Origin of the sequence: Saccharibacillus sp. JS10 (genome assembly GCF_024436065.1) — a bacterium.
Taxonomy (GTDB): domain Bacteria; phylum Bacillota; class Bacilli; order Paenibacillales; family Paenibacillaceae; genus Saccharibacillus.
Window position 1 is genome coordinate 1,132,545 of record NZ_JANFNS010000001.1, and the last position, 25,550, is coordinate 1,158,094.

22 protein-coding genes are annotated in these 25,550 nt (G+C 47.7%); 5 read left to right on the plus strand and 17 right to left on the minus strand.

What is annotated here, in order from left to right; translation table 11 throughout:
* Positions 1-191 precede the first annotated feature (191 nt).
* The 4 genes from gcvT (at position 192) to def (ending at position 4,958) form a co-directional block, all read left to right on the plus strand.
* The gene (gcvT, locus tag NOM90_RS05120; protein WP_255940423.1) at positions 192-1,343 is read left to right on the plus strand and encodes a glycine cleavage system aminomethyltransferase GcvT; all 1,152 of its coding nucleotides are present in this window, start codon (positions 192-194) and stop codon (positions 1,341-1,343) included.
* Positions 1,340-2,695, plus strand: coding sequence for an aminomethyl-transferring glycine dehydrogenase subunit GcvPA (gene gcvPA / locus NOM90_RS05125; RefSeq protein WP_255940424.1), 1,356 nt, complete (start codon positions 1,340-1,342; stop codon positions 2,693-2,695). Before gcvT ends, gcvPA begins: the two co-directional genes overlap by 4 nt.
* Positions 2,692-4,197, plus strand: a complete 1,506-nt coding sequence (gcvPB, locus tag NOM90_RS05130; protein WP_305120901.1) for an aminomethyl-transferring glycine dehydrogenase subunit GcvPB — start codon at positions 2,692-2,694, stop codon at positions 4,195-4,197. The genes gcvPA and gcvPB overlap by 4 nt, the downstream gene beginning before the upstream one ends.
* A 167-nt stretch (positions 4,198-4,364) precedes the next feature.
* The gene (gene def, locus NOM90_RS05135; protein ID WP_255940425.1) at positions 4,365-4,958 is read left to right on the plus strand and encodes a peptide deformylase; all 594 of its coding nucleotides are present in this window, start codon (positions 4,365-4,367) and stop codon (positions 4,956-4,958) included.
* Between the two features lie 429 nt (positions 4,959-5,387).
* Here the strand turns inward: def and ptsP are convergent, their stop codons facing one another.
* The 12 genes from ptsP to NOM90_RS05195 all read right to left on the minus strand — a co-directional run bounded on the left by ptsP (position 5,388) and on the right by NOM90_RS05195 (position 20,000).
* Entirely contained in the window at positions 5,388-7,094 is a 1,707-nt protein-coding gene (ptsP, locus tag NOM90_RS05140) for a phosphoenolpyruvate--protein phosphotransferase (RefSeq protein ID WP_255940426.1), read from the minus strand.
* Entirely contained in the window at positions 7,087-7,362 is a 276-nt protein-coding gene (locus NOM90_RS05145) for an HPr family phosphocarrier protein (protein ID WP_037290224.1), read from the minus strand. The genes ptsP and NOM90_RS05145 overlap by 8 nt, the downstream gene beginning before the upstream one ends.
* A 133-nt stretch (positions 7,363-7,495) precedes the next feature.
* Entirely contained in the window at positions 7,496-9,562 is a 2,067-nt protein-coding gene (gene ptsG / locus NOM90_RS05150) for a glucose-specific PTS transporter subunit IIBC (protein WP_255940429.1), read from the minus strand.
* Between the two features lie 287 nt (positions 9,563-9,849).
* Positions 9,850-10,686 carry a glucose PTS transporter transcription antiterminator GlcT gene (glcT, locus tag NOM90_RS05155; RefSeq protein ID WP_255940431.1) on the minus strand — a complete coding sequence of 279 codons (837 nt, stop codon included), beginning with the start codon at positions 10,684-10,686 and terminating at the stop codon, positions 9,850-9,852.
* Between the two features lie 20 nt (positions 10,687-10,706).
* Positions 10,707-11,558, minus strand: coding sequence for a YitT family protein (locus NOM90_RS05160; RefSeq protein ID WP_255940432.1), 852 nt, complete (start codon positions 11,556-11,558; stop codon positions 10,707-10,709).
* Positions 11,559-11,762: 204 nt separating this feature from the next.
* Positions 11,763-13,346 carry a flotillin lipid rafts scaffold protein FloT gene (locus tag NOM90_RS05165; RefSeq protein ID WP_255940433.1) on the minus strand — a complete coding sequence of 528 codons (1,584 nt, stop codon included), beginning with the start codon at positions 13,344-13,346 and terminating at the stop codon, positions 11,763-11,765.
* Between the two features lies 1 nt (position 13,347).
* Positions 13,348-13,887, minus strand: coding sequence for an NfeD family membrane protein (locus NOM90_RS05170; protein ID WP_255940434.1), 540 nt, complete (start codon positions 13,885-13,887; stop codon positions 13,348-13,350).
* Between the two features lie 168 nt (positions 13,888-14,055).
* Positions 14,056-14,646, minus strand: coding sequence for a hypothetical protein (locus NOM90_RS05175; protein WP_255940435.1), 591 nt, complete (start codon positions 14,644-14,646; stop codon positions 14,056-14,058).
* 162 nt (positions 14,647-14,808) lie between these two features.
* Entirely contained in the window at positions 14,809-15,972 is a 1,164-nt protein-coding gene (locus tag NOM90_RS05180; RefSeq protein ID WP_255940436.1) for an iron-containing alcohol dehydrogenase, read from the minus strand.
* A gap of 118 nt (positions 15,973-16,090) precedes the next feature.
* Positions 16,091-17,743 (minus strand): UDP-glucose--hexose-1-phosphate uridylyltransferase, encoded by a 1,653-nt coding sequence (locus NOM90_RS05185; protein ID WP_255940437.1) that lies wholly within the window; start codon positions 17,741-17,743, stop codon positions 16,091-16,093.
* Positions 17,744-17,785: 42 nt separating this feature from the next.
* Positions 17,786-18,772 carry a UDP-glucose 4-epimerase GalE gene (galE, locus tag NOM90_RS05190; protein WP_255940438.1) on the minus strand — a complete coding sequence of 329 codons (987 nt, stop codon included), beginning with the start codon at positions 18,770-18,772 and terminating at the stop codon, positions 17,786-17,788.
* A 58-nt stretch (positions 18,773-18,830) separates the two neighbouring features.
* Positions 18,831-20,000, minus strand: coding sequence for a galactokinase (locus tag NOM90_RS05195; RefSeq protein ID WP_255940439.1), 1,170 nt, complete (start codon positions 19,998-20,000; stop codon positions 18,831-18,833).
* A gap of 168 nt (positions 20,001-20,168) precedes the next feature.
* On the opposite strand from NOM90_RS05195, the gene NOM90_RS05200 reads away from it, so the two are divergent.
* The gene (locus tag NOM90_RS05200) at positions 20,169-21,032 is read left to right on the plus strand and encodes an AraC family transcriptional regulator (RefSeq protein WP_255940440.1); all 864 of its coding nucleotides are present in this window, start codon (positions 20,169-20,171) and stop codon (positions 21,030-21,032) included.
* Between the two features lie 74 nt (positions 21,033-21,106).
* Here NOM90_RS05200 and mgrA read toward each other — a convergent pair whose 3' ends face one another.
* The 5 genes from mgrA to NOM90_RS05225 form a co-directional block, all read right to left on the minus strand.
* Positions 21,107-22,111, minus strand: a complete 1,005-nt coding sequence (gene mgrA, locus NOM90_RS05205) for an L-glyceraldehyde 3-phosphate reductase (RefSeq protein ID WP_255940441.1) — start codon at positions 22,109-22,111, stop codon at positions 21,107-21,109.
* 96 nt (positions 22,112-22,207) lie between these two features.
* The gene (locus NOM90_RS05210; protein WP_255940442.1) at positions 22,208-22,960 is read right to left on the minus strand and encodes an NAD-dependent protein deacylase; all 753 of its coding nucleotides are present in this window, start codon (positions 22,958-22,960) and stop codon (positions 22,208-22,210) included.
* A gap of 51 nt (positions 22,961-23,011) precedes the next feature.
* Positions 23,012-23,779, minus strand: a complete 768-nt coding sequence (locus NOM90_RS05215) for an HAD family hydrolase (protein ID WP_255940443.1) — start codon at positions 23,777-23,779, stop codon at positions 23,012-23,014.
* Between the two features lie 12 nt (positions 23,780-23,791).
* A complete protein-coding gene (locus tag NOM90_RS05220; RefSeq protein ID WP_255940444.1) occupies positions 23,792-24,643 on the minus strand; it encodes an alpha/beta fold hydrolase in 852 nt (283 codons plus the stop codon).
* 173 nt (positions 24,644-24,816) lie between these two features.
* Positions 24,817-25,485 (minus strand): bifunctional 2-keto-4-hydroxyglutarate aldolase/2-keto-3-deoxy-6-phosphogluconate aldolase, encoded by a 669-nt coding sequence (locus NOM90_RS05225; protein ID WP_255940445.1) that lies wholly within the window; start codon positions 25,483-25,485, stop codon positions 24,817-24,819.
* Positions 25,486-25,550 lie beyond the last annotated feature (65 nt).

Here is a 25,550-nt window from a genome sequence, read left to right on the forward strand (position 1 = left end):
CTACTGTAGGCGGATCACCCAAGGTGTAACCTGCTTGAATCTTAGGCGGGGTAACTCTCAGGTATCAAGGACAGAGCCCTTAAGATCAGACCCTTCTTTTTTGTTTTTCAAAAAAAGGGTTGGTCTTTGGGCTCTGTCCTTTTTTGATGATTTTCAAACTAAAATTGCATGAATAAGGAGACTTTGAACCGATGACTTCTCTCAAACGAACTCCGCTTTATCCGCTCTACGCGGAAACGGGCGAACCTCGCTGCATCGACTTTGGCGGATGGGATCTGCCTGTTCAGTTTTACGGGATTCAAAAAGAACACGAAGCGGTGCGTGAGCGTGCAGGGCTGTTCGATGTATCGCATATGGGCGAATTTTTGTTGAACGGCGAAGAAGCTTGCGCGGCAATCAGTCGCCTGACGACAGGAGACATTGAATCGCTGCAAGACGGGCAAGCCCTCTATACCTTTATGTGTTACGAAAATGGCGGAGTTGTAGACGATCTGCTCGTTTACCGTCTGAGTCAAAATCGGTACATGTTGGTTGTGAACGCAGGAAACTTGGATAAAGACGCGGAATGGATCACTTCGCATCTGCCTGAATCGGTGCAATTCCTTAATGTATCGGACGACACGGCGTTGATTGCTCTTCAAGGCCCTGCGTCGACTTCGATTCTTCGTAAAATCAGCGACACGCCTAGATTGGAAGATTTGAAGCCATTCCATTTTATCGAAAAAGGTTCGGTAGGCGGTAAATCCGCTATCTTGTCTCGTACGGGATACACTGGCGAAGACGGATACGAATTGTATGTTTCTGCTGAAGATGCTGCGGCGATCTGGCGCGAAATCATTACAGCTGGCGAAGAATTTGGTCTGCTGCCTTGCGGATTGGGTGCACGCGATACGCTGCGTTTCGAAGCCAAGCTTCCGCTTTATGGTCAAGAATTGTCGCAAGACATTACGCCGCTTGAAGCAGGTCTGGGTTACTTCGTTAAACTGGGCAAAAACGACTTTATCGGACGGGAAGCATTGGCAGCGCAAAAAGAAGCCGGCGTGCCTCGCAAGCTGGTGGGTCTTGAGATGATTGATCGCGGGATCGCCCGGTCGCATTATCCGGTCTTTGCTAGAGAACGCCAAATCGGCGAAGTGACGACGGGAACGCAATCTCCGACGCTTAAACGCAATCTTGCTTTGGCTTTAATCGATACGGAGTTTGCTCCGATCGGTACACAAGTCGAAGTCGAAATTCGCGGCAAAAAGTTGAAAGCGGAAGTCGTTAAAGCACCTTTTTATAAAAATACACCCGCTCATAAAGCTCTGATTCAACAATCCGAAAAGGGAGTGAACACGCCTTGAAGAAACACCGTTATATTCCAATGACCGAACAGAACGAACGCGAGATGCTTGCCGTAGTTGGCGCCGAAAGTATGGAAGATCTATTTGTCGATATTCCGAAAAATGTTCGTTACCAGGGTACATTGCCAATGTCGTCTGCTTTGGACGAAGCGGGTCTACTGCGTCATATGACGCAACTGGCTAGCAAAAATGCGGACAGCGACCGTTACGCAAGCTTCCTCGGCGCTGGATTGTACGACCACCAAGTTCCGGTCGTCATCAACCATGTGATCTCCCGCTCGGAATTTTATACGGCATATACGCCTTATCAGCCGGAAGTCAGTCAAGGCGAACTGCAAGCGATCTTCGAATTCCAATCCTACATTTGCGAACTGACAGGGATGGAAGTCGCAAACGCGAGTATGTATGACGGCGCGACGGCTATGGCAGAAGCAGCTTCGCTCGCAAGCGCAGCGACTCGCCGCAAAAAGATCGTCATCTCTTCGACCGTGCACCCAGAGACGCGCGAAGTTGTTCGCACGTATGCTTACGGACTGGGTATCGAAGTGGTTGAAGTCGGCTTCGACAACGGCGTGACTGATCTGACTCAGCTAGAATCGTCGATCGATGGCGATACGGCGGCGGTACTTGTTCAATCGCCGAACTTTTTCGGCGCTGTAGAAAACGTGCGTGCGATCAGCGATCTGATTCATGCTCAAAAAGGATTGCTTGTCGTAAGCGCGAACCCGATCTCGCTCGGCTTGCTGGAAGCACCGGGTAAACTCGGCGCAGATATTACGGTTGGCGATGCACAGCCACTCGGGATCTCCGGCTCGTTCGGCGGCCCTACTTGCGGATACTTCGCGGTGTCCAAAGCGTTAATGCGTAAAATCCCGGGTCGTATCGTCGGTCAAACGACAGATAAAAACGGCAAACGCGGCTTCGTATTGACCTTGCAAGCTCGCGAACAACATATTCGCCGCGATAAAGCGACTTCGAATATTTGTTCCAACCAAGCGCTGCTGGCACTATCGGCTTCGGTCTACTTATCGATCATGGGTCGCCAAGGTCTGATCGACGTCTGCGACCTGAACTTGAAAAAGTCGCATTACGCGGCTAAGCAGCTGAGTGCGATTCAAGGCGCAAAGCTTGCGTTCTCTTCTCCTTTCTTCAATGAATTTGTTCTGCAATTGCCGGAAAATACAGATCTGCATGCATTGAACGAAAAGTTGCTGGAAGAAGGATTTATAGGCGGCTACGATCTGTCCCGTCAATATCCAGAACTAGGCCCCGCGATGCTGATTGCTGTTACAGAAAAACGTTTAAAAGAAGACATCGACCGCTTCGCGGAAATTTTGGAGGGAAGTCTATGAATACCACTCTTGATCTGACCACACCAACCATGCTCGATGGCAAAGAAGATTGCGCATTGATCTTCGAACTCAGTCAACCTGGACGCGTTGCGTATTCGTTGCCGGAATGTGATGTTCCATCCAGCGACGAAGAAATGTCTTCTTGGCTTCCAGCCGAATTCAAGCGTAGCGACGCAGCGGCACTTCCCGAAGTGTCCGAAGTCGATGTGATTCGTCATTATACCGGTCTTTCCCGCCGCAACTTCGGCGTAGACAATGGCTTCTATCCGCTCGGCTCTTGCACGATGAAATACAACCCGAAAATTAACGAAGATGTAGCGCGTTATGCAGGCTTCGCTAAAATTCATCCGTATCAACCGGTATCGAGCGTACAAGGTGCGCTGCAAATGATGTACACTTTGCAAAACGATCTCGCGGCGCTGACGGGTATGGATGCGGTGACGTTGCAACCCGCAGCAGGTGCTCACGGCGAATGGACAGGTCTGATGATGATTCGCAGTTATCACGAAGCTCGCGGCGAACACCGCACGAAAGTTATCGTTCCCGATTCTTCGCACGGTACGAATCCGGCAAGTGCGACTGTAGCCGGATTTGAGACGGTTACGATTCCTTCGAATGCCAAAGGCATGGTTGATCTTGATAAACTGCGTGAAGTGGTAGGTTCGGATACAGCAGCACTGATGCTAACCAATCCAAGTACATTGGGATTGTTCGAAGAACAAATCGTTGAAATTGCCGAAATCGTCCACGAAGCAGGCGGTCTGCTGTATTACGATGGTGCGAACTCCAATGCGATCATGGGAATTACACGTCCAGGCGATATGGGCTTTGACGTCGTTCACCTTAATCTGCACAAAACGATGAGTACCCCTCACGGTGGCGGCGGTCCCGGCGCAGGTCCAGTCGGCGTAAAATCGATCTTGATTCCGTATCTGCCAGCTCCGACGATTGAGAAAAAAGCAGACGGTTCTTATGATTTTGCCGAAGCTTCCAAAGATTCGATCGGACGCGTCAAAGCGTTCTACGGTAACTTTGGTATTCTTGTTCGTGCTTACACGTATATCCGCACTTATGGACCTGACGGTCTGCGCCGCGTATCGGAATGTGCGGTACTGAACGCAAACTATATGATGGCACGTCTGAAAGGTCATTACGAAGTGCCGTTCGCGGGACCTTGCAAACACGAATTCGTGATGAGCGGAAGTGGGCTTAAGCAATATGGCGTTCGTACGCTTGATGTGGCAAAACGATTACTCGATTTCGGGTATCACCCGCCAACAATCTACTTCCCGCTTAACGTCGAAGAATGTATCATGATCGAACCGACCGAAACGGAAAGCAAAGAAACCCTAGACGGCTTTATCGATACGATGATTCGGATTGCGGAAGAAGCGAAAACAGATCCAGAGTTGCTGCTTAACGCACCGTATACAACACCGGTCACTCGCCTTGATGAAACAAATGCTGCACGTAAACCTGTTCTGAACTGCGCTTGCAGCTAATTTTGATCTCAAAGCAAAAAGCCGCTTTCCCGGATTTTTCGGCAAAGCGGCTTTTCTTTTTGTTACGATCACTTCATAATAGAAAAAGGTCTATTTGCGCGTAGTCAATTAAATGTTGCAATGATCAGGTATATCTACAAATATTCAGGAAGTTGAGGGGTATTCAAATGGCATTGACCGATAAAAATTACCGAATCATGATGGACGATATTGTACGTGAAGGACATGAGATTTTGCGCCGCAAAGTCTCCGAAGTGAAATTCCCGCTATCCGATGAAGATCGGAATGCAATGGACGCGATGATGCGTTATTTGCACGAAAGCCAAGACGATGAACTTGCCGAAAAATACGAGCTACGTGCAGGCGTTGGTATTTCCGCCAATCAAGTCGGTTTAGATCGCCGCATGTTCGCGGTTCTATTCACCGATGTAATGGAAGACGAAAATCCAACGCTATACGAATACAAATTATTCAACCCGAAAATCGTCAGCCATTCCGCTGCGATGACATATTTGCCGGACGGCGAAGGTTGCCTGTCGGTCGACCGCTCCGTCGAAGGCATCGTTCCTCGTTACGAAAAGATCAAGCTCAAAGCTTACGACGAAAACGGCAAAGAGTTGCTGCTCAAACTCAAAGGCTACCCTGCTATCGTAATGCAGCACGAACTCGATCACTTGAACGGCGTCATGTTCTACGACCATATCAACGAATCCGACCCTCAAGCCGAACCCAAAGGCGTCAACATTCAAAGTCTTTGGTAGGTCTGTAGATCTCGGTTAGATTCTCAACTCGCCCACCTCATCATAGCCTTCTGTATTTGAAGTCTTGAGAGATCGAGAAAATCCAACGTAACTAGAAGCGAAAAGGTGGAGAATAATTCAGTGAAGGAATGAAATGTTCGCCTTTGAAATCGGGAACATACAAATAAAATTCCAATCATCTTTTCCCGATTTCAACAAGCGACCGCAACGAATTTTTCGGAACCTTTTCGCTTCCCCCACATAAGCAACTTTCTCGACAAAAAAGCCTTCCACTTACGGAAGGCTTTTTTACATATAAAAAAATCCGGTCCCTCAAAGGAACCGGATGGACGCAGCTTCGGCGTGCCAAGATGCTCGGCGCACACGCCAAAGCGACAGAGATCAAACAATCAAACGAATCACAACATACGTATTACGTTTGAATTCAAATTAGATACTTTCAACCAAAGCCACAACTTCTTCAGCAGTCGAACATTCCAAAGCTTTAGCTGCCAACTCTTGCATGTCCGCACGGGACAATTTGGAGATTTGGCTGCGCGCTGGCAAGATGGAAGTTGCACTCATACTGAATTCATCGAGACCCAGACCAAGCAGCAATGGAATTGCGACCGAATCGCCCGCCATTTCTCCACACATACCCGCCCATTTGCCTTCTTTATGCGCAGCTTTGATGACCATGTCAACAAGGCGCAAGATTGCAGGGTTATAAGGTTGGTACAAGTAGGATACGCGTTCATTCATACGGTCGGCAGCCATTGTGTACTGGATCAAGTCGTTTGTACCAATGCTGAAGAAATCGACTTCTTTTGCGAACTGATCAGCCAATACAGCAGTCGAAGGAATTTCGACCATGATGCCGAGTTGGATATTGTCCGCAACTTCGATGCCTTCATTTTTGAGGTTCGTACGTTCTTCTTCCAACAAAGCTTTCGCTTCGCGGAATTCCATCAGCGTTGCGATCATTGGGAACATGATGCGCAGATCGCCATGCACGCTTGCGCGCAGCAAAGCTCTCAGCTGAGTGCGGAAGATGTCTGTACGGTCCAGACAAAGACGAATCGCACGGAAGCCCAGGAATGGGTTCATTTCTTTTGGCAGATCGAGATAAGGAAGTTCTTTGTCGCCGCCGATGTCTAGCGTACGAACAACGACAGGTTTTCCTTCCATTTTCTCAAGTACCGTTTTGTAAGCATTGTATTGAACGTCTTCGGAAGGAAGCTTGTCGCGACCCATATACAAGAACTCTGTCCGGTATAGACCCACGCCTTCGCCGCCATTATCCAGAACGCCCGCTACGTCGTTAGGCGTACCGATATTTGCCGCAAGCTCTACGTGAACGCCATCCGTCGTAACGGTTGGTTCTTCACGCAGTTTGCGCCATTCCGCACGTTGCTCGTCATATTTGACTTGCTTTTCGCGGTATTCGGCAACCACTTCGTCGCTTGGATTGACAATGACATTACCTTCAAGACCATCAACGATCACGAGATCGCCTGGTTCGACTTGTTCAAGTACGTTCTTCGTTCCGACGATAGCCGGAATTTCAAGCGAACGTGCCATGATCGCGGAGTGTGAAGTACGTCCGCCGATATTCGTAGTGAAGCCTTTAACGTATTTACGGTTCAATTGAGCCGTATCCGAAGGCGTAAGGTCTTCGGAAATTACGATCACTTCTTCACTGATTTCAGCAGGGTTTTGTACATTCAGACCAAGCAAATGCCCCAAAATACGCTTTGTTACGTCTTTCATATCGGCTGCGCGTTCTTGCAGGTACGCGCTTTTCATGTTCTCGAACATGGATACGAATTGTTTAGACGTCTCGCTCAGTGCGTAGTCCGCATTAACTTGATCGTTCACGATCATGTCTTTGATCGGACTAATCAGCTCGGGATCGTTCAGAATCAGCAAATGCGATTCGAAGATCTCTGCTTTTTGCGCGCCGAGTTCTTTCAAGGTATTTTCTTTGATGCGCTCAAGCTCAACTTGCGATTTTGCAAGTGCATCGTCGAGCTTCGCGATTTCTGCTTCAGCATTTTGAACATGTTTTTGGGTTACGGTGTAATCCGGATGTTCAAGACGAAAAGCTTTTGCAATTGCGATGCCGGCCGAAGCCGCGATGCCAGAAATATTAAGCATTGACTTCGCCCAGACCTTCTCCGACCATAACATCTTCAAGAGCTTTGAGCGCTTCAGCTTCTTCTTCACCTTGAGTGATCAGTGTCAATGTCGATCCTTTTTCCAGACCCAGCGACAGAACGCCCAGAATGGATTTCAACGTTACACGTTTGCCGTTAGCTTCTGCGAACGATTCAGTCGATTTGAATTTGTTAGCTGTATTTACCAGCGCTGTTGCTGGACGTGCGTGGATACCGTCTTCGTCTACGATTTTAAATGTTTTTTCCATGAGTAAATTCCTCCAATAGGTTCTGTTTTTAAAGATACATACTTATTATAACTGACTCACCTTCATTTTGCACGCTTGCCTGGTTTTTGCTGTTTTGGCTAGTTTTGTGTGCCTATCTATATAGCTTTCCGAATTACTTAATCGAGATGATGTTTTCTTCGCCGGCTTTAACTGTGCCAGTTTTGAGCAATGTCACTTTTGCACCTTCAGGCAAATTAGAGAAAATGACTGGAGTCATAATCGAAGGTGCATTCTCTTGTACATAACTCAGATCGACTTCAAGAATAGGTTGACCTGCCATCACAGCATCACCTTCCGCTACCAATACATTAAACCCTTGACCTTTAAGTTTAACGGTATTCACGCCAATATGGACAAGAATTTCTTTTCCGCCTTCTGACATGATCCCGATTGCGTGCTTGCTTGGGAACACATTGAAGATCGTTCCGTTCACCGGAGACACAATCAGACCGTCCGAAGGAAGAACTGCGAATCCATCGCCTGTCATACGCTGCGAGAATACCGGATCAGGAACATTCGAAATATCTTGCAACTCGCCGCTTACCGGAGACACGATGATTTCTTCATCGATCACGTTCACGGCTTGCTGAGCGTCGGATTTTTCTTCATTCTTTTCAGGTAATTCGACAGCAGCGGCAGGCGCTTCAACCGGTGTACGACCCGACATGATGTCTTGAATTTGCGACTTAATCGTATCGGATCGTGTACCGAAGATCGCTTGAACATTGTTACCCACTTCAAGCACCCCTGCGGCACCCAACTTTTTCAGACGCTCTTTGTCGACATTACTGATGCTGTTTACTTCTACGCGAAGGCGCGTGATACAAGCATCCAGATTCGAAATGTTTTCGCGTCCGCCAAGTGCCGACAAAATATTCTGTGGCAATTCGCCCGCTGAATTTGCAGTTGGCGAACTATCCTCTGATTCCTCGGTCGGCTCTTCGCGTCCCGGCGTTCTCAAGTTGAACTTGCGAATCGCAAAGCGGAAACCGAAGTAATAAATCACGGCAAGGACAGCACCGACAATAATGACATACCACCAAGGCGTGCGGTTTTGCAGAACTCCGAACAACAGGAAGTCAATCAATCCGCCCGAGAATGTCATCCCGATGTGTACATCCAAAATCTGCATCAACATAAACGAAAGCCCTGCGAATACAACGTGAATCCCGAACAATACAGGAGCTACGAACAAGAACGAGAATTCAAGCGGTTCTGTAATACCGGTCAAGAACGAAGTTAATGCGGCGGAACCCATGATCCCTGCCACATACTTTTTATGTTCTGGACGAGCTTCGTGATAAATCGCCAAAGCCGCCGCCGGAAGACCGAACATCATGAACGGGAATTTACCGGTCATGAACATCCCTGACGTAAACGGTGCGCCGTCTCTCATTTGCGCCATGAAAATACGTTGGTCGCCGTGGAAGACTTCGCCTGCGCTGTTTACGTATTGACCAAATTCATACCAGAACGGCGAATAGAAAATATGGTGCAAGCCGAATGGAATAAGTGCACGTTCGATCATCCCGAAAACAAATGCGGATAACGCAGGTTGACCGTTGATCATCACGTTAGACAAAGCATTCAGTCCGTGTTGGATTGGAGGCCAAATAATAACGAGCAGCAGCCCGACCAGAATCGAAGTTACGGCTGTCATAATTGGAACGAAGCGTTTCCCTGCAAAAAATCCGAGATACGAAGGCAATTCGATTCGGAAAAACTTCTTGTACATCGCAGCGGCTAATATACCAATAATGATACCGCCGAATACGCCGGTCGATAACGTTGGAATACCTAGCACACTGGCATATCCCATACCTGCTTCGCTAGTCATTTCAGGAGTTACCCCAACGACTACGCCAAGCGTAACGTTCATAATCAAGAAACCGACAATCGCTGCAAGACCCGCGACGCCTTCACCGCCACTCAAACCAACGGCTACGCCGACTGCAAATAGCAACGGCAAATTGGTGAATACGATGTCCCCTGCTTTCATCAGTACAGTCGCAACAGATTGCACCCACTGTACATCAAGTGCAGGAGCCAATTCTAGAAAATCAGGACTGACGAGCAGTGTACCGATCGCCAGCAGTAAACCCGCTGCCGGAAGAATCGCTACCGGAAGCATTACAGCTTTACCCACTCGTTGCAGCAGTCCAAAAAGTTTTTTGAACATGAATGTAAACTCCCTCTAGGTGATATTTGATTTTGTTCCCTACATGATCTTCTGTAACGTGTACAAATAAACGCAAAAAAGGCATGAACGCACGAAAAATAAAAAACACGCTCAACAAGGATTCCCGGGTACAGCTTCGCCCTTGTGAGTACACTTTTTATCTTACGTATCGATTCATGCCTGATCGTATCAGTAACACATCGTTAGAAAGATCGTTTTCAGTTAACTTACGTCGCTCATTATAGCACCGCTTTCATGACTTGACAAGCTCTTTTCAAAAATAAATATTATCCGTGATCTCGCTCTGCCAAACGTTGCAAATGAACGGTCAAATAACTGGCTTCCGCTTTGTATACCGGTAACCCCAATCGCTTTTCCATGACTTTGGTCAGTTTCCACGCAAGCGAATACATTTCCGGATACTCATGTGCCAGCAATTCCGATAACCGGTCGGTCGCTTTTACTTCTTCGCCGCGATAAATCCGTTCTATAGCGAAACGAAGATGCGTCAGCAATCTCGAATAATCAAGACTGCTCCGATTCAAGCCGCCTTCCAGATTCTGTTCGATCAGATTCACTAAATCCGAGATCAATTCCGAATGCCCCCGAACTTCGTTGATCGGTCTGTTCGTAATCGCGCTATGAATATGCAGCGCGACAAAACCGATCTCATCGGCATCGAGGGACGTCCCGATTCGTTCTTTGATCAACTGCACGACATATGTCGCCAATTCATATTCTTCGGGATAAATCTCTTTCGTTTCGTACAAAAAAGGATTTTGGAACGAGATTCCTTTTTCCATCCGTTTGATCGCAAAAGCAATATGGTCGGTCAACGCGACGTGAATATGTTCGTTGAGCGGCGAAGCAATACGGCTACTGATGGTGCGAATCGCTTCATTCATCACTTCGATCAGTTGTTCATCGACTTGCGGAAGCAATTGCTTGTACTGCTCTTGTTCACGGCGATTCCGCAAAATAAACATTTTTTCGGCAGCTTCCGCGTCGATGATATCTTTTTCCGCGCGACCAAACCCGATTCCTTTTCCAATTACGACGACTTCCCCATAATGCGGATCGTCCGCAATAATCACATTGTTGTTCAATACTTTGGACACCAGCATCCGCTTTTTTCCGCTCCTCTTTACTTCGAAATATCGACAAACCCTTCTCCAAACACGTCGCGTACATCATGAATCGTCACAAAAGCGTCTTTATCCGCACCTTTGACGATTTTTTTCAATTGAGATACTTCTTGCTTACTAATTACGATATAGAGAACTTCTTTGGCTTCTTTTGTATAAAATCCATGCCCGGACAATACCGTTACGCCGCGATCCATCGCTGTAATGACTTGTTCCGCTATCGTATGTTGATGTTTGGAAATAATCATGACCGCTTTTTTCGGATTTAGGCCTTCGACGATAAAGTCCATCACTTTCGTTCCGACATAAAGGAGTACGATCGTAAACATAAAGTTTTCAACTTCAATCACGAGCAGCGAAGCGACAGCTACGATCACATCGAAAAACAGCAACCCGTAACTAATATTCCAATCCAAATATTTATTTGCCAAACGTGCCAAAATCACGGTTCCGGCAGTCGTTCCGCCTACTCGAACGATCATCCCGATTCCGACACCCGCAAAGATACCGGCGAAGATCGCATTGACTGTTTTTTCAGTGGAATGAATATCCCAACCTTCGGTAAGATGCAAAAATAGCGAGTTGAACGCAACCGCCAAAATTGTATAAATAATCGTCTTCCGATCCAAAAAACGATACCCGATAATGAGCAAAAATCCATTAATAATTAAGTTGACTAGCCCCGGTGACCATTGCAGCCAGTAGAACAAAATAATCGTAACCCCTGTTACCCCACCTTCGCCAAAATCATTCGGAATAACAAACAAATTGACTGCCAGCGCAAATATAAAGGCGCCAAGCGCGATAAACGCAACATCGGTTATCGTTTTGGTGACTACTTTTTTTCTCATCGTTAGTTTTCCCGTCCTTTTTCCGCATTTCACTCTAGGTAACGTTTATGTACAAAGTCGTGAAACCCTATGCAATCCCTTCATTCTATCCCATAAAAAAAAGGACCGTCAACCTGCATTTTCGCTGAGAAAACACAGGGTTCGGTCCTTTTTGCATACTTATTCGAAAACGATGTCAAAGACGTTCTGGATCAAAGTCGATTTTTAAGCTTGCTCTTCAACTTGAGAGCGATTCGAACGCGCTAATTCTTCGCTTTTCGCTGCTTTTTCGGCGGTTAAATTCGCTTCGATCTGAGCATCGGTTATGCCTTGATTTTTGTTGCCGCCGGTCAGATTTTGAATCATCTGTTCCAGATCAAGCCCCGATACGCTTTTGAGCATTTCCGGCGCTGTCGCCATCAGCTCCGTTACATAATTGCTGACGCGAGCGGCACCGCCGCCTTCGCCGCGACCTGTATCGACCACGGTAATCTTGTCGACCGCTGCAATCGGCTCCGCAATTTTGCCTGCAAGTTCCGGCAACATATTAACGATAATATCGAGAATCGCCGCTTCGCCATAGCTTTTGAAGGCTTCGGCAAGTTTTTCTTTGGCTTCCGCTTCGGCAAGACCGCGCAGGCGAATAACGTCGGCTTCGGCTGTACCTCTTGCACGTTCGGCATCGGCTGTCGCGATACCATCGAGTCGTTTTTGCTCCGCAGAAGCTTTGGCTTGCGTCTCAATCGAATATTGAAGCGCGTCGGCTTCGCGCATCCGGCGTGCTTTGTCCGCTTCCGCAGCCACTTCGACCGCGTAACGATCCGCATCGGCTTTTTTCTTCACTTCAGCGTCGTATTGTTTTTGACGAACTTGAATTTCTTTTTCTTGCAAATCGATCTCGCGGTCTTTACGTACCATCTCAACTCGCATCTGTTCTTCGACAGCGGTCTGCTTGGCACGCGCTTCTTGAATCATATAAGCCTGATCGGCGTCGGCTTTTGCCGTATCTTGGTCGCGTTTGAACGCGGCGATCTTCAATTCTTTTTCTTTTTGACCTTCGGCGATATTCGTATCTCGAATCAATTCGGCTTTTTGGCCTTCTTCTTCGGCACGCGCTTTTTGGATACGAGCATCTCGCACCGCTTCGGCTTCCGCGATCTCGGCGTCACGCTTAACCGCCGCGATACGCGGTTTACCTAGGGACTCCAAATATCCGTGCTTATCACGAACGTCTTTGATCGTGAAGGATACGATTTGCAGACCCATCTTTTTGAGATCGCGAGCCGCTACGCTTTGTACTTCTTGCGCGAACCGGTCACGGTTGCGGTACACTTCTTCGACCGTCATCGAACCGAGAATCGAGCGCAAATGACCTTCCAATACTTCTTGCGCTTCGGACTTCAGAGCTTCAATCGGCTTGCCCATAAATTGTTCGGCAGCTGTCGCTACGTCTTCTGTAGAACTGCCGATCTTGATAATCGCGACGCCGTCTGCCAAAACGGGAACGCCTTGCTCTGTGTAGACTTCGGGTGTTGTAACATCCAATTTGTGCGACAATAACGACAGATATTCGGCTTTTTGGAATACCGGTAGGATAAATGCACCGCCACCGCGTACGATCTTGATCTTGCGACCTGCTTCATCATCGGCAATATTTTTGGTACCGAGGAACGAACCTGTCACTACCATCGCCTCATCCGTGCTAACCGTCTTATAACGAGCCCAAAAAGCAAGACCCAGTACGAGCAGCACGGCTATGACGATACCCGGAATCAATAGATAATCCGGAATCTGATCGAAAATGTTCATTTTACTCCAACCCCTCTTCTTTTTTTTCGAGTTCGCTTACACCTAATGTGCCGTCAGCAATATCGATCACGACGACTCTGACACCTGCCGGAATCCATTCTCCATCGAAGCTGAATGCCGTATGTAGCGTGTTGCCTGACCCGCCCATGCTCACTAACACTTCGCCGTAGCCTTTTTCCGGGACAGGCACGGTCACTTCACCGATTTTGCCTGTTAGGTCTTTGATCGAGTAGCCTACCGAATTTTCGCTGCCGCGCATCGGCTTCACATAACCGAAGTAAAGCAAAATGCCAGAGAATAATGCACACAGTATAGAAGCCGATAAGCTCCATACCGAAGGCAACCCTGCATAACGCTCGATCAAAATACCCGCTCCGCCAAATACCGTCACCATACCGGCAAGTACGATCGGTTGCAGGAACTCGAGCGACACTGCGTCGAATACGCCTCCCAGCGCATCGCCGATCCAGTCCCCGAACACCACGCTTATCAAAGCAAATAACACGCCACCGACCAAACACCCTAAATATAACGCTTCCATAACCGCATCACTCCTTCGTTTTTTGGAAGCTATCTTTACCCTGTTTCGATATTTGGCGATTCTTCAGTCTAATCGCTGAAGAATCGCCGGAAATCGAAACGTAACTGAATGGGTATATGATTACATACGGATAGTTAGTGATTTGGTTTCAACTTTCTCTAAATTTATTCATTTTCCCTCTGAATGAGAAGCTTGTGCTAAAATTTCCAAAAGCTTTTCTTCTTCATATCCAGAGTTTGGAGTCGCTTGTAGCGTGTATGTCACATCATCAGGTCTTGCCGTTGCATAAAACAGATCATTCCCCGGATGCGCCAATTCAATATCAGTACCGTCTATCGACGTTTTATCCGCACCTTGAATGGTAGAAGGAAGATCGCTGAGCGTCAGTAGTACAACGCCATCTCCTTCGTAAGGACCGTAAAGTACCTTTTCAAAAGCCATTGAATCCTCAGACACCGCTTCTTGCAGTTCACCTTTTTCACGCGAATAAACAAGTACAATAGAATCTTTCTTTTGATCTGTAGAGTCACTTTCGCTGCTTTTTAACACATCGGGTAACGAAAAAGCTTCGCCTTGATACGCTAAAGTTAATTCCAAGCCATCGATCTTAGGTATATTGGCTTCTGGATATATGTTCTGCACTTCTTGCTGTGCTTTTGCCAATTCATCCGATTGACCTGCGGGTGATGAACACGCCGCCAGTACCCCCAGACCTAAAGCGCATCCAACCATATAAGACAGTTTACGAATTTTTTTCATGTTTTATTCAACCCCTCTCTATATAAATAGACGTAGCAAGCTTAATATTAGTTGGGAAAAATATTGGAAGGACTTATTCAGCATATAAAAAAGACGACCCGGATTAGAGATCCAGGTCGTCTTCCACGTCATTTCGTAGACGAATATAGCGGATTTTTCAGTTTACAGCGAAGCTTTGTAGATTGCGACTACATCTTCGCGTTGCAGTTTATTGAAGTTACCGAACGGTCCGAATTTCATTGCTTTGTCTGCCATTTCTTCGATACGGCTATCGTCGATTTCGTAATCGGCAAGGGTATTTGGTGCACCAATCGAGTTCCAGAACGCACGCAAAGCTTCGATGCCTTCCAGACCGACTTCTTCAGCCGATTTGCCGCTTGGGTCGATACCGAACACATTTACCGCGAGCTTTTTGAAACGCTCTGGGTCCACGCTCAAGCTATGCTTCATCCAGTTCGGGAACAAGATCGCGAGGCCGCCGCCGTGCGGAATATCGTAGACTGCCGATACCGCGTGCTCGACATTGTGCGTTGCCCAGTCACCTGTGCTGCCCATGCTCAGAACACCGTTCAGCGCAAGCGTACCGCTGTACATTACCGTTTCGCGCAGCTCGTAGTTTTCCAGATCGTCTACAAGTTTTGGACCTGCTTCGATCACTGCACGCAGTACCGATTCACAGAATCCGTCTTGCACAGGCGTATTGCTTTCGAGATGGAAATAAGTCTCCAAGACGTGCGACATCATGTCGACGATCCCGTAGACCGTTTGGTCTTTCGGCAGCGAATACGTGAACTCTGGATCGAGAATCGAGAAAGTCGGGAACGAATACGCGCTACCCCAGCCGAGTTTTTCCATCGTTTGTTCATTCGTGATGACCGACCCGCTGTTCATTTCCGAACCTGTAGCTGCCATTGTCAACACGACGCCTAATGGCAATCCGTCTTTGGCAACAGCTTTACGCTCTGCGAAATCCCACATATCGCCATCGTATTTTGCGCCAACCGCAATAGCTTTCGCGCAGTCGATAACGCTACCGCCGCCGACAGCCAGAATCAGATCGATTTGTTCGCTTTTGCACAGATCGACGCCTTTGTGTACGGTCGACAGACGCGGGTTCGGTTCAACGCCGGAAAGTTCGGTTACGTTCGAACCGATTTCTTTAAGCAGCGAAGTTACGCTCTCGTACAGACCCGAGCGCTTGATGCTGCCTCCTCCGTAAACAAGCAATACATTTTTGCCGTACTGAGGAACCAACGTGTTGAGTTGTTCCAGTTGGCCTTTACCGAAAATAAGACGTGTCGGATTATAGAAAGCAAAAGATTTCATAAGTAAATTGTACCCCTTCCTTTTCATAAGTTCGTATTCATTATATACCGTCTTCACGCAAAAACAAAAAAGCTGCCGCATCCACGTTCGGACACGGCAGTTTGATGATCATTTTCAACTATTGTTTGACCCAATTCAGATGATTCACATAACGGAAAAAGGCTTCGCGGCCGCTTGTATCCGTCTTGTATACGCCGGCATGACCCAAAATTTCTGTGAATTTTGCCCCGACTTCATGCTGAACGTATTCGTTTGCAGCTTCCGGTGTCAGATTCGATCCATATTTGGCGATCAATTCATGTACCCACGGCAAATGTTGATTCAGTCCGTGCGAAGCATTTTGCTCAGCCGCAGACAATACTTCTTGATCTCCGCTCAAGACACGTACCACTTGTTCCAGTTCGTCTTTGAGACGTCCCGGTAAAATCGCCAGCCCCATCACTTCGATCAGACCGATATTTTCTTTTTTCAAATGGTGCATGTCGCGGTGAGGATGGAAAATCCCTTCTGGATGTTGCTCGTTTGTACGGTTGTTCCGCAATACGAGATCCAATTCATAAGCACCGTCTCGGCGACGCACAATAGGCGTTACAGTGTTATGACGAACCTTCGCGCCATTTTGCTCACTGGATGCAAGAATCTCTACACGGTCGTCGCTATACGTTTTCCACGTTTCGTAGATTTCGTCTGCGGCTTCGAGCAATTCGGCTTGATCGCTACCCGTCAGACGAATAACCGACATCGGCCAACGAACAATCGATAACTTCACCGAAGGATACTGAGCATGAGCGAAGACCGCTTCCGTTGGTGCCTTTTCAATCGCAAACGTATGCTTGCCGCCTTGGAAATGGTCATGCGTCAAGATCGAGCCTCCGACAATCGGCAAGTCCGCATTGGAACCGAGGAAATAGTGCGGGAAACGATCGGTAAATTGCAGCAAACGACGCAGCGTGTCTTTCGTCAGCTTCATCGGAACATGATCGCGGTGCAGCACGATACAATGCTCGTTGTAGTAAACATACGGCGAATATTGGAATAACCACGGCTCATCGTTCAATTCCAGCGGAATCACGCGTAAGTTTTGACGTGCAGGGTGATTGATCCGTCCGGCATATCCGACATTCTCACGACAAAGCTGACATTTCGGATACAAAGGCGGTGGCAGCAGACGAGCTTGCGCAATCTCTTCCGATGTTTTTTCCGGTTTGGACAAATTGATCGTGATTTCGATCGAACCGAATTCCGAATCATACGTCCAATAGCGGTTTTTCGCAACGCGATCCATCCGAATATAGTTCGAATCGATACACCATTTGTAAAAACGATCGGTAGCTGCTGTAATTCCGTTCTTTTGTTCGGCTTCCAAAAACTCGCGTGTCACTTCCGAAGGACGCGCAAGCAGCAGTCCCATTAGCTTTGCATCCAACAAATCACGGTGGGTATCTGTATTTTCTGGAATCATCCCGATTTGCAATCCGTAATCGATTAACGTATCCAACATTGGCTGAGGGCCTTCCGGCAATGCTTCAGCTAAAGGATCTAACGAAGCTTCAATAGACGATGGGTCCGCTCCGTAAGGTTCGTCAAAAGAAAATTGCTCCAGCAAACGGTTGCGTCCGTAATCGTAATCGGCTGGTTCCAGCAATTTTTCGCGCAGCGCAAATGCGGTGAGACGATCAATCGCTCTCAAAACTTCTTGCTTGGTGACGTTCTCCGAGAATGCTTCCCCCGCCGAATGTGGTTGAACTTCGTTTGTGAACTTTTCGCTCATGGACACTGCCCCCGTTATCTTTTTTTGAAGCTAAAGTAAAGCTTAGTCGTTGTAACCGTTCGGACGAGATTGATGCCAGCTCCAAGCGCTTCCGATAATCGTCTCGATCTGCTCGCGGGATGGATTCCAACCGAGTACGCGGCGTGCTTTTTCCGAAGACGCGATCAATACAGCCGGGTCTCCTGCTCGGCGCGGTTCGGTCTGAACCGGGATTTCTTTGCCTGTAACCGTGCGAGCCGCTTCGATAATTTCGTGTACCGAAAATCCGCTGCCGCTACCGAGGTTGAATACGTCGCTTTCCCCGCCGTTTTTCAAGTAATCGATCGCGCGCAAGTGTGCGTCGGCAAGATCGCTCACATGCAGGTAATCGCGGATACAAGTCCCGTCAGCTGTCGGGTAGTCGTCACCGAATACCGAAATATGCGAACGTTGTCCCAGCGCTGTCTGAAGCACGATCGGAATCAGATGCGTCTCCGGACGGTGGTCTTCGCCGATCTTGCCGCTATCGTGTGCGCCTGCTGCATTGAAGTAGCGCAAAGCGACATAACGGATATCCAGTACGCGGTCATACCAACGAATCATGCGTTCCATCATCAACTTCGTTTCGCCGTATACATTGGTTGGCTCTGTACGGTCGGTTTCTTCGATTGGTGTTTTTTCTGGTTCGCCATACGTAGCTGCTGTCGAAGAAAAGACGATTCGGCGTACGCCGGCTTCGTTCATCGCTTCGAGCAAGCACAATGTGCCGTACATATTGTTATCGTAATATTTGCCGGGATTTTGCATACTTTCACCGACCAACGAATTGGCTGCGAAATGAATAACCCCTTCGATTTCATTTTCTGCGAATAATTTTTTTAGCAGTTCTTTGTCGCGAAGATCGCCTTCGTACAGTTTGCCACCGAGTAAAGCTTCTTTATGACCCGTTTGCAGACTGTCGATTACGACAACTTCGTCCCCACGTTCCAGCAAAGCCGCTACGGTATGGGAACCGATATATCCTGCGCCACCTGTTACTAAAATCGCCATTGTTTGTTCCTCCTTAAAATGTGTAGATTGCGTTTGTTTTTTGAAAATTCATACTGACTTAGCTCAGTTCTTCTACGCCTTCGCCTACGCCGCATACATAAAAGTCTCCGGTTAGCCCGGTGCGTGCCTGATAACGCTCTCCGACTTGTTTTACAAATTGCTCCACATGATCTTCATGGACGAGCGATACCGTACATCCGCCGAATCCCGCTCCCGTCATCCGAGCGCCGAGTGTTCCCGGAATTTGACGCGCTTCTTCGACCATGACGTCCAACTCTTCGCAGCTTACTTCGTATAGATCGCGAAGGGAGTCGTGAGACTGGTTCATCAGACGTCCAAATTCTTCGAGATCCCCTGCGGTTAAAGCTTCGACCGAAGCCAATACCCGTGCGTTCTCTTCGATAACATGCTGCGCCCGGTTACGTACGGTCTCATCCGTCAACGCGGATTTGAAATCCTGGAATTGCGAAGGCGTCACTTCTGCCAAATAATTCAGATCGGCTTTGCAACTTCTTAAGCGATCCAGAGCCGCTACGCATTGCTCGCGGCGTTCATTGTATTTCGAATCGACCAAGCCGCGGCGTTTGTTCGTATTGCCGATGACCAATTTGTAGCTGCCGGTCTGAAACGGAACATGTTTGTATTCTAGCGTATCGCACATCAGCAGGATGGCATGATCTTTTTTGCCGTTTGCGACAGCGAATTGATCCATGATGCCGCAGTTCACGCCGACAAAGTTATTTTCCGCTGCTTGCGAGAGCAAAGCGATCTGTACGGTATCGCGATCGTACCCACCGACCGCTAACAGACCATAACCCGTTACGACCTCGATCGAAGCGGAAGAAGAAAGCCCGGCTCCGTTCGGAATTTCGCCGTGGTAGAACAGATCATACCCTTTCGATACCGGAAAACCGCGCTCAGCCAGCTCAACCATGACGCCAACGGGGTAGTCTGTCCATTCTCCGCTTTTGTCAAGCCCGATCTCGCCGATTTTGATTTCGGCTTCTTCCGGCATGTTGGTCGAAGCCAAACGAATGATGCCGTCCTGACGTTCGCGAATAACAAGCGTTGTGCCAAACTCCAATGCTGCCGGAAGAACGTATCCTCCGTTATAGTCAATATGTTCGCCAATCAGATTCACGCGTCCGGGTGCATGGAACCATAAAGGTTCGATTGTAGACTCGCCAAACTTTTGTATAAACATTTGCTTGATTTGTTGCGTATCCATTAAGAAACCACCTCGTGATTGATTTGATTAGGTTGTGCTCTCAGTATAAAAGACAGCTCTTACTTTGATAATACATGAATGTGCGTATCACATGGACTTATATGACTTTTCTTTAAAAAGGCGTATACTGGATCAAAAAGGTTTTGAATCGGAAAGCGAGGATCAAATATGAATAACATTCTGCCTGAATTTTCGTATACCGTAGCTCCTAACCCTGTTTATGACGATACAGGAAGTTTACATGTATTGTTCGCCGGAGAAAGCCAGACACTGCCTGAGCACAAAATCGGCCCTAAAATTTACGATTACTTTTTGATGCACATGATTGAGTCGGGCTGTGGAATTTTTGTACACGAAGGTCAGGAAGTTCGATTAGAAGCCGGCGATGCTTTTTTGATCCGTCCCGGACGCTTGGTGAGTTATATTTCCGATAACCATCAGCCGTGGCGTTACCGCTGGATCGCATTTGCCGGTTCTTCCGCCGAAAGTCTGGTGCAAGGCGCGGGACTAACGCCTGAGCATCCCGTATTTCGCCCTGCCCCTCAATCGAATATCCCTCGTTTGCTTTCGGATACGTTAAATGCGTTTCGCGCTAGACGATCTGCGGCGCAGTTGTCTTCGCTCGGTAATCTCTATCTGATTTTGGCTTCTGCGGAAGATGTGGTGCGCGGCGACTATTCGTTGCCCGCTGCCGATACAGCAGGAAGTCTTGCCGTCAAGCAAATGATTCGGTATATGACCGATCAGTACGCGCATCCTGTATCGATTGAAGATATGTGTCAAAGTCTGGGGTATAACCGGGCTTATTTAGCGAGATTGTTCAAAAAAGAAACCGGCGTCGCGCCTGTCACTTATCTGCTTCGTCTACGCATCGATAAAGCACGCGGGTTGCTACGCGAACGCCCCGACTTGTCGGTGCAGCAAATCGCTTCTTCGGTCGGCTTGACCGATCCGCTTTATTTTTCCAGGCAATTTCAACGACTCCACGGGCAATCGCCTACCGCTTACCGCGAATCTGTATTGGGACGTTAACGATTCTTTTTATAACATAAAAAATCCCGCGTATCGCGACCGTTTATCGGTTCGCGGATACTACGGGATTTATGTTATTGTTCGCTTTCGGTTTTCAAAATTTTCTCGATACGATCAAGTTCTTCTGCCGAAAACTCCAATTGTTTTAAGGTCTCGATATTTTCTTCGATCTGTCCAACTCGGCTGGCACCGATCAATACCGAAGTGACGCGTTCGCCGCGAAGCACCCATGCCAAAGCAAACTGAGCAAGACTTTGACCACGCGCTACCGCCATTTGATTCAATGCACGGACTTTGCGCATCGCTTCGGGTGTAAATTGCGTCTGATCCAAAAAGGGTGAAGCACTCGCGGCGCGAGAATCTTCTGGAATCCCGTTCAAGTATTTGTTGGTCAGCAGCCCTTGCGCCAGTGGACTGAACGCAATACTGCCTACGCCACTTTCGTCCAATACATCTTGAAGACCGTGTTCAATCCAACGATTCATCATCGAATAGCTTGGCTGGTGAATCGTCAGCGGAGTCCCAAGGTCTTTCAATATAGCAATCGCTTCGCTGGTTTGTTCAGCCGAATAATTGGATACGCCTATGTACAATGCTTTGCCCGAGCGAACGATATGGTCAAGCGCTCGCATCGTTTCTTCAAGCGGCGTGTCTGGATCTGGACGGTGATGGTAAAAAATATCCACGTAATCCAGACCGAGTCGTTTCAAGCTCTGATCCAGACTCGATACGAGATATTTACGGGAGCCCCATTCTCCATAAGGTCCAGGCCACATATAATAACCGGCTTTGGTCGATACAATAAGTTCATCCCGATAAGCTTTGAGATCTGTCGACAGTACGCGACCGAACATTTCTTCCGCCGATCCCGGTGGAGGCCCGTAGTTATTCGCCAAATCGAAATGCGTAATCCCCAGATCGAAAGCCCGATGCACAATACTCCGCCCATTTTCGTACGTATCTACACCGCCGAAATTATGCCATAATCCTAACGAAATCGCCGGAAGCTTCAATCCCGACTTCCCGCTGCGGTTATATTTCATTTGGTCGTAGCGTTCTCCGCTCGCCTTATATTCCATCGATTTTATCCATCCTTTCATTACGTACTTGCTACCATCTTAGCGCTGACCTTATCGATAAGCAAGAAAACGATTACATCTTTTTTTCTAGCTAAGTTATTCATACTTCAAAAGTTGTCGAATTCGTTTAGCTACAACTCCCATCGATTCGGTCACCAGAAGATCGGCGTGATTATCATAAGGCGTCGGTGTGCGATTAAGCAGTGCCAGATGACCTCCGGTAAACATCCCTACCAGACTTGCCGCAGGTTGAACCGTTAACGAAGTACCGCCCACGATCATCAAATCTGCGTTTTCGATCGCTTGTACTGCCGTTTCGAGTACATCGGAATCCAACATCTCTCCGTACAACACAACATCAGGTTTGAGTATCCCCCCGCAGTCTGGGCAGGTCGGAATATTCTCCGTGTCCAAAATAACATCAAGCCCGTATTTTTTTCCGCAGGAAAGGCATGTATTCGTCAGGACCGATCCATGCACTTCTAACACTTGCTGACTACCCGCTTTTTGATGCAGACCGTCAATATTTTGCGTAATCACAGCCGTTATTTTGCCTCGATGCTCCAAATCCGCAAGCAAGCGGTGCATATCGTTAGGTTCCGCATTGGGGTGCAGCATTTTACTTCGATAAAAGCGATAAAACGTCTCGGTCTGCGCACTGAAAAATTCCCGGCTCAACATTTCTTCTGGCGCATAAGGAAATTCGTCTTGACCGCTTTCGTATAACCCGCCTGCCGAACGGAAATCAGGAATTCCGCTTTCGGTTGAAGTCCCGGCTCCGCCGAAAAAAACAATCTTTTTCGCTTCCGTTATCCACTCTGCAAGTTGCTCCGCAGGATCATGTGCCATCTGTTTTCCTCCTTTATGCGATCAGTCGATCCAAATATTCGCATCTTATCGTTAAGTCGTAATACCCAATGCTTCGTAATGATTAATCACGTAATCAGCGGTATTCAAATAAGAAGGAACCGAACGATCAGGAGCAACACCGATAGCAATCAACACACCTGCGCGCTGCGCCATCATCATATCCGCTTCGCTATCTCCAATAACGATCGTTCGCTCAGGCACTACGTTTAATTGATGACAAGTTTCCAGTACCAGATCCGGTGCAGGCTTGCCTTCCGCTACGGCATCGCGCCCTTTGATACATTGAAAAAAGCGGTCCAACCCTGCCCACTTCAAATGTTGAGTTGCCGCAGAAGTCGTATCCGATGTGGCTACCGCAAGCTTAATTCCTGCATTTCTCGCTTCTTCGAGCAAAGGACGCAGACCCGGAAGGGGTTGAACCGATTGGTTTTGGTGGATCTGCCGCTGGGCAAGCTCGGCAAACTCACGAATACATGTCACACTTTGATGCCACGGCAAGCCGGCAACATAAAGTTGCCAAGCCAATACCCCAACAAGTTCATCTGCGGTCGCCATCGCCAAAGGCCCTGAACGATCGTAATCGATCAACTTTCCTTGTGCGCTGCGTGTAATACCCAAGACCTGATCCACATCACCGGTCCAATCGCTACCTAAACTTTTCAGCTTTTGCCCGGTGCGTGCAAGTAGATCTTCTGCCCAGCTTCCCCACAATTCGATAAAATGCAGCAACGTTCCGTCTTTATCAAAAATGATAGCGTCACATTCATATACATGATCTTCTACCGTCAAATAAGGCATGCTTGTTCTCCTTTATTTTGAAGAAGCCGAAATCCCGTCCAACCAAGCCGCCATAAGCGATACGGTTTCTTTACGCTGTTCGTCTTCGGTAATCGAAGCTTTACCGTCTTTATTTTGCTCGCCGTAACTACCGAAATGACCGTGGTTCCCGCCTTCAATCACTTCATACTGCGTATCTTTTGGTAAAAAAGCTTTGCCTGCCGCAAAACTTTCCCGATTTAAAATCTGGTCTTGCGAAGCGGTAATCGATAAAGCCGGTAGTTTACTTCGACTCAAATCGCCTTTGGCTTCTGCATAAGAAGCGAGGAAAAAGACGCCTGCGATTCCTTCAGGATGAGCCACCGCATACCTTGCAGCAAAAGGCCCACCAAGCGAATGACCGCCAATTACGAAGGTTTCATCCGGATATTTATCTTGCACGTTCTCTGCTTCATTTTGACCGATAAAAGCGAAGTTGAACGGCATTTTCACAATAAATACATGTCGCCCTGTCGCTGCAAGATCATGAGCAAAAGGTGCATAAGCTTCTGGCTTGACTCGTCCACCTGGATAGAAAATCACACCGGGTTGTTTGCTGTCTGTATTCTCACTTGAGGTAATCGACGGCTGAAACTCAATCCAATCGTCGGTTTGCGACACTGCAACCTGATCATCGGTTTTCAAAGCATTCAATGCTTGTTCGGACGGCTTATAGGGCGTACTCACATAGACGACTGCCACAGCCAGTATAGCCAAAATCAGAAGCACTAAGATCGTTAAAAACAAGCGGCCTTTACGGCGTTTTTTCTTTCCATAAGATTGTTGCTTTCGTTTGCGTTTACCGCTGTCAAAAGGCTGAATAGGCCCTCTTGATCCTGTTAACATATCGGTTCCTCCCTAATCTTTCTCTCCTGTTTCTTGTCTCATTATAAAGAAAGAAAGGAAGCTCGGCAAAGATCAAACAGATTTATTACAGAAAAAGTTACATATCAAAAAACCCGAAATATCGAAAAATCGATACGACGGGCTGATGTTAAAACCTAACCTAGAATATGAAATTATTGTTGCTTCGCTTTACGGTAAGCTTCAGCATACTGCGCTGCTTTGTCTCGTACTTTGGTCATATCGCCGGTTTTCAATGCTTCAGTGGTCAAGTCAGAACCAATACCGACCGCTACAGCACCGTTCGCAATCCATTCGCCCAAGTTATCAACGGATACGCCGCCTGTTGGCATCAAGTTCGCTTGGGGAACAGGGCCTTTATACGTTTTGATAATTGAAGGATTGAACATATTTCCCGGGAAAAGTTTCATAATATCTGCGCCTAGTTCAAGCCCTTTTAACAGATCGGCAATCGTAACGATACCCGGCATCATGGGAATACGGTATAGATTACACATTTTGATCGTTTCTTCATTCAGGGAAGGCGATACGACAAATTGCGAACCCGCCATAATTGCCATACGAGCGGTAACGGGTTCCAATACGGTTCCTGCACCAATGACTGCAAAACGATCGGAATCTACCGGTGCTTCCGGGCTATATACTCGGCTCAATTGTTCAATGGCTTGCAGCGCGTTAGGCACGGTCATCGTGACTTCGATAATTTTAACGCCGCCTGCGATTGCTTGTTCCGCCATTTCGACGACTTGTTCTGGAGAGTCTCCGCGCAGTACTGCAACGACACCGCTATCCAAAATACGTTGAACAACTTTAATTTTTTTCATTATTTTTCCCCGCTTCTCTTTTAAAATTCGACTTGTTTTTATTGTGCTGTATACGCTTTTATACT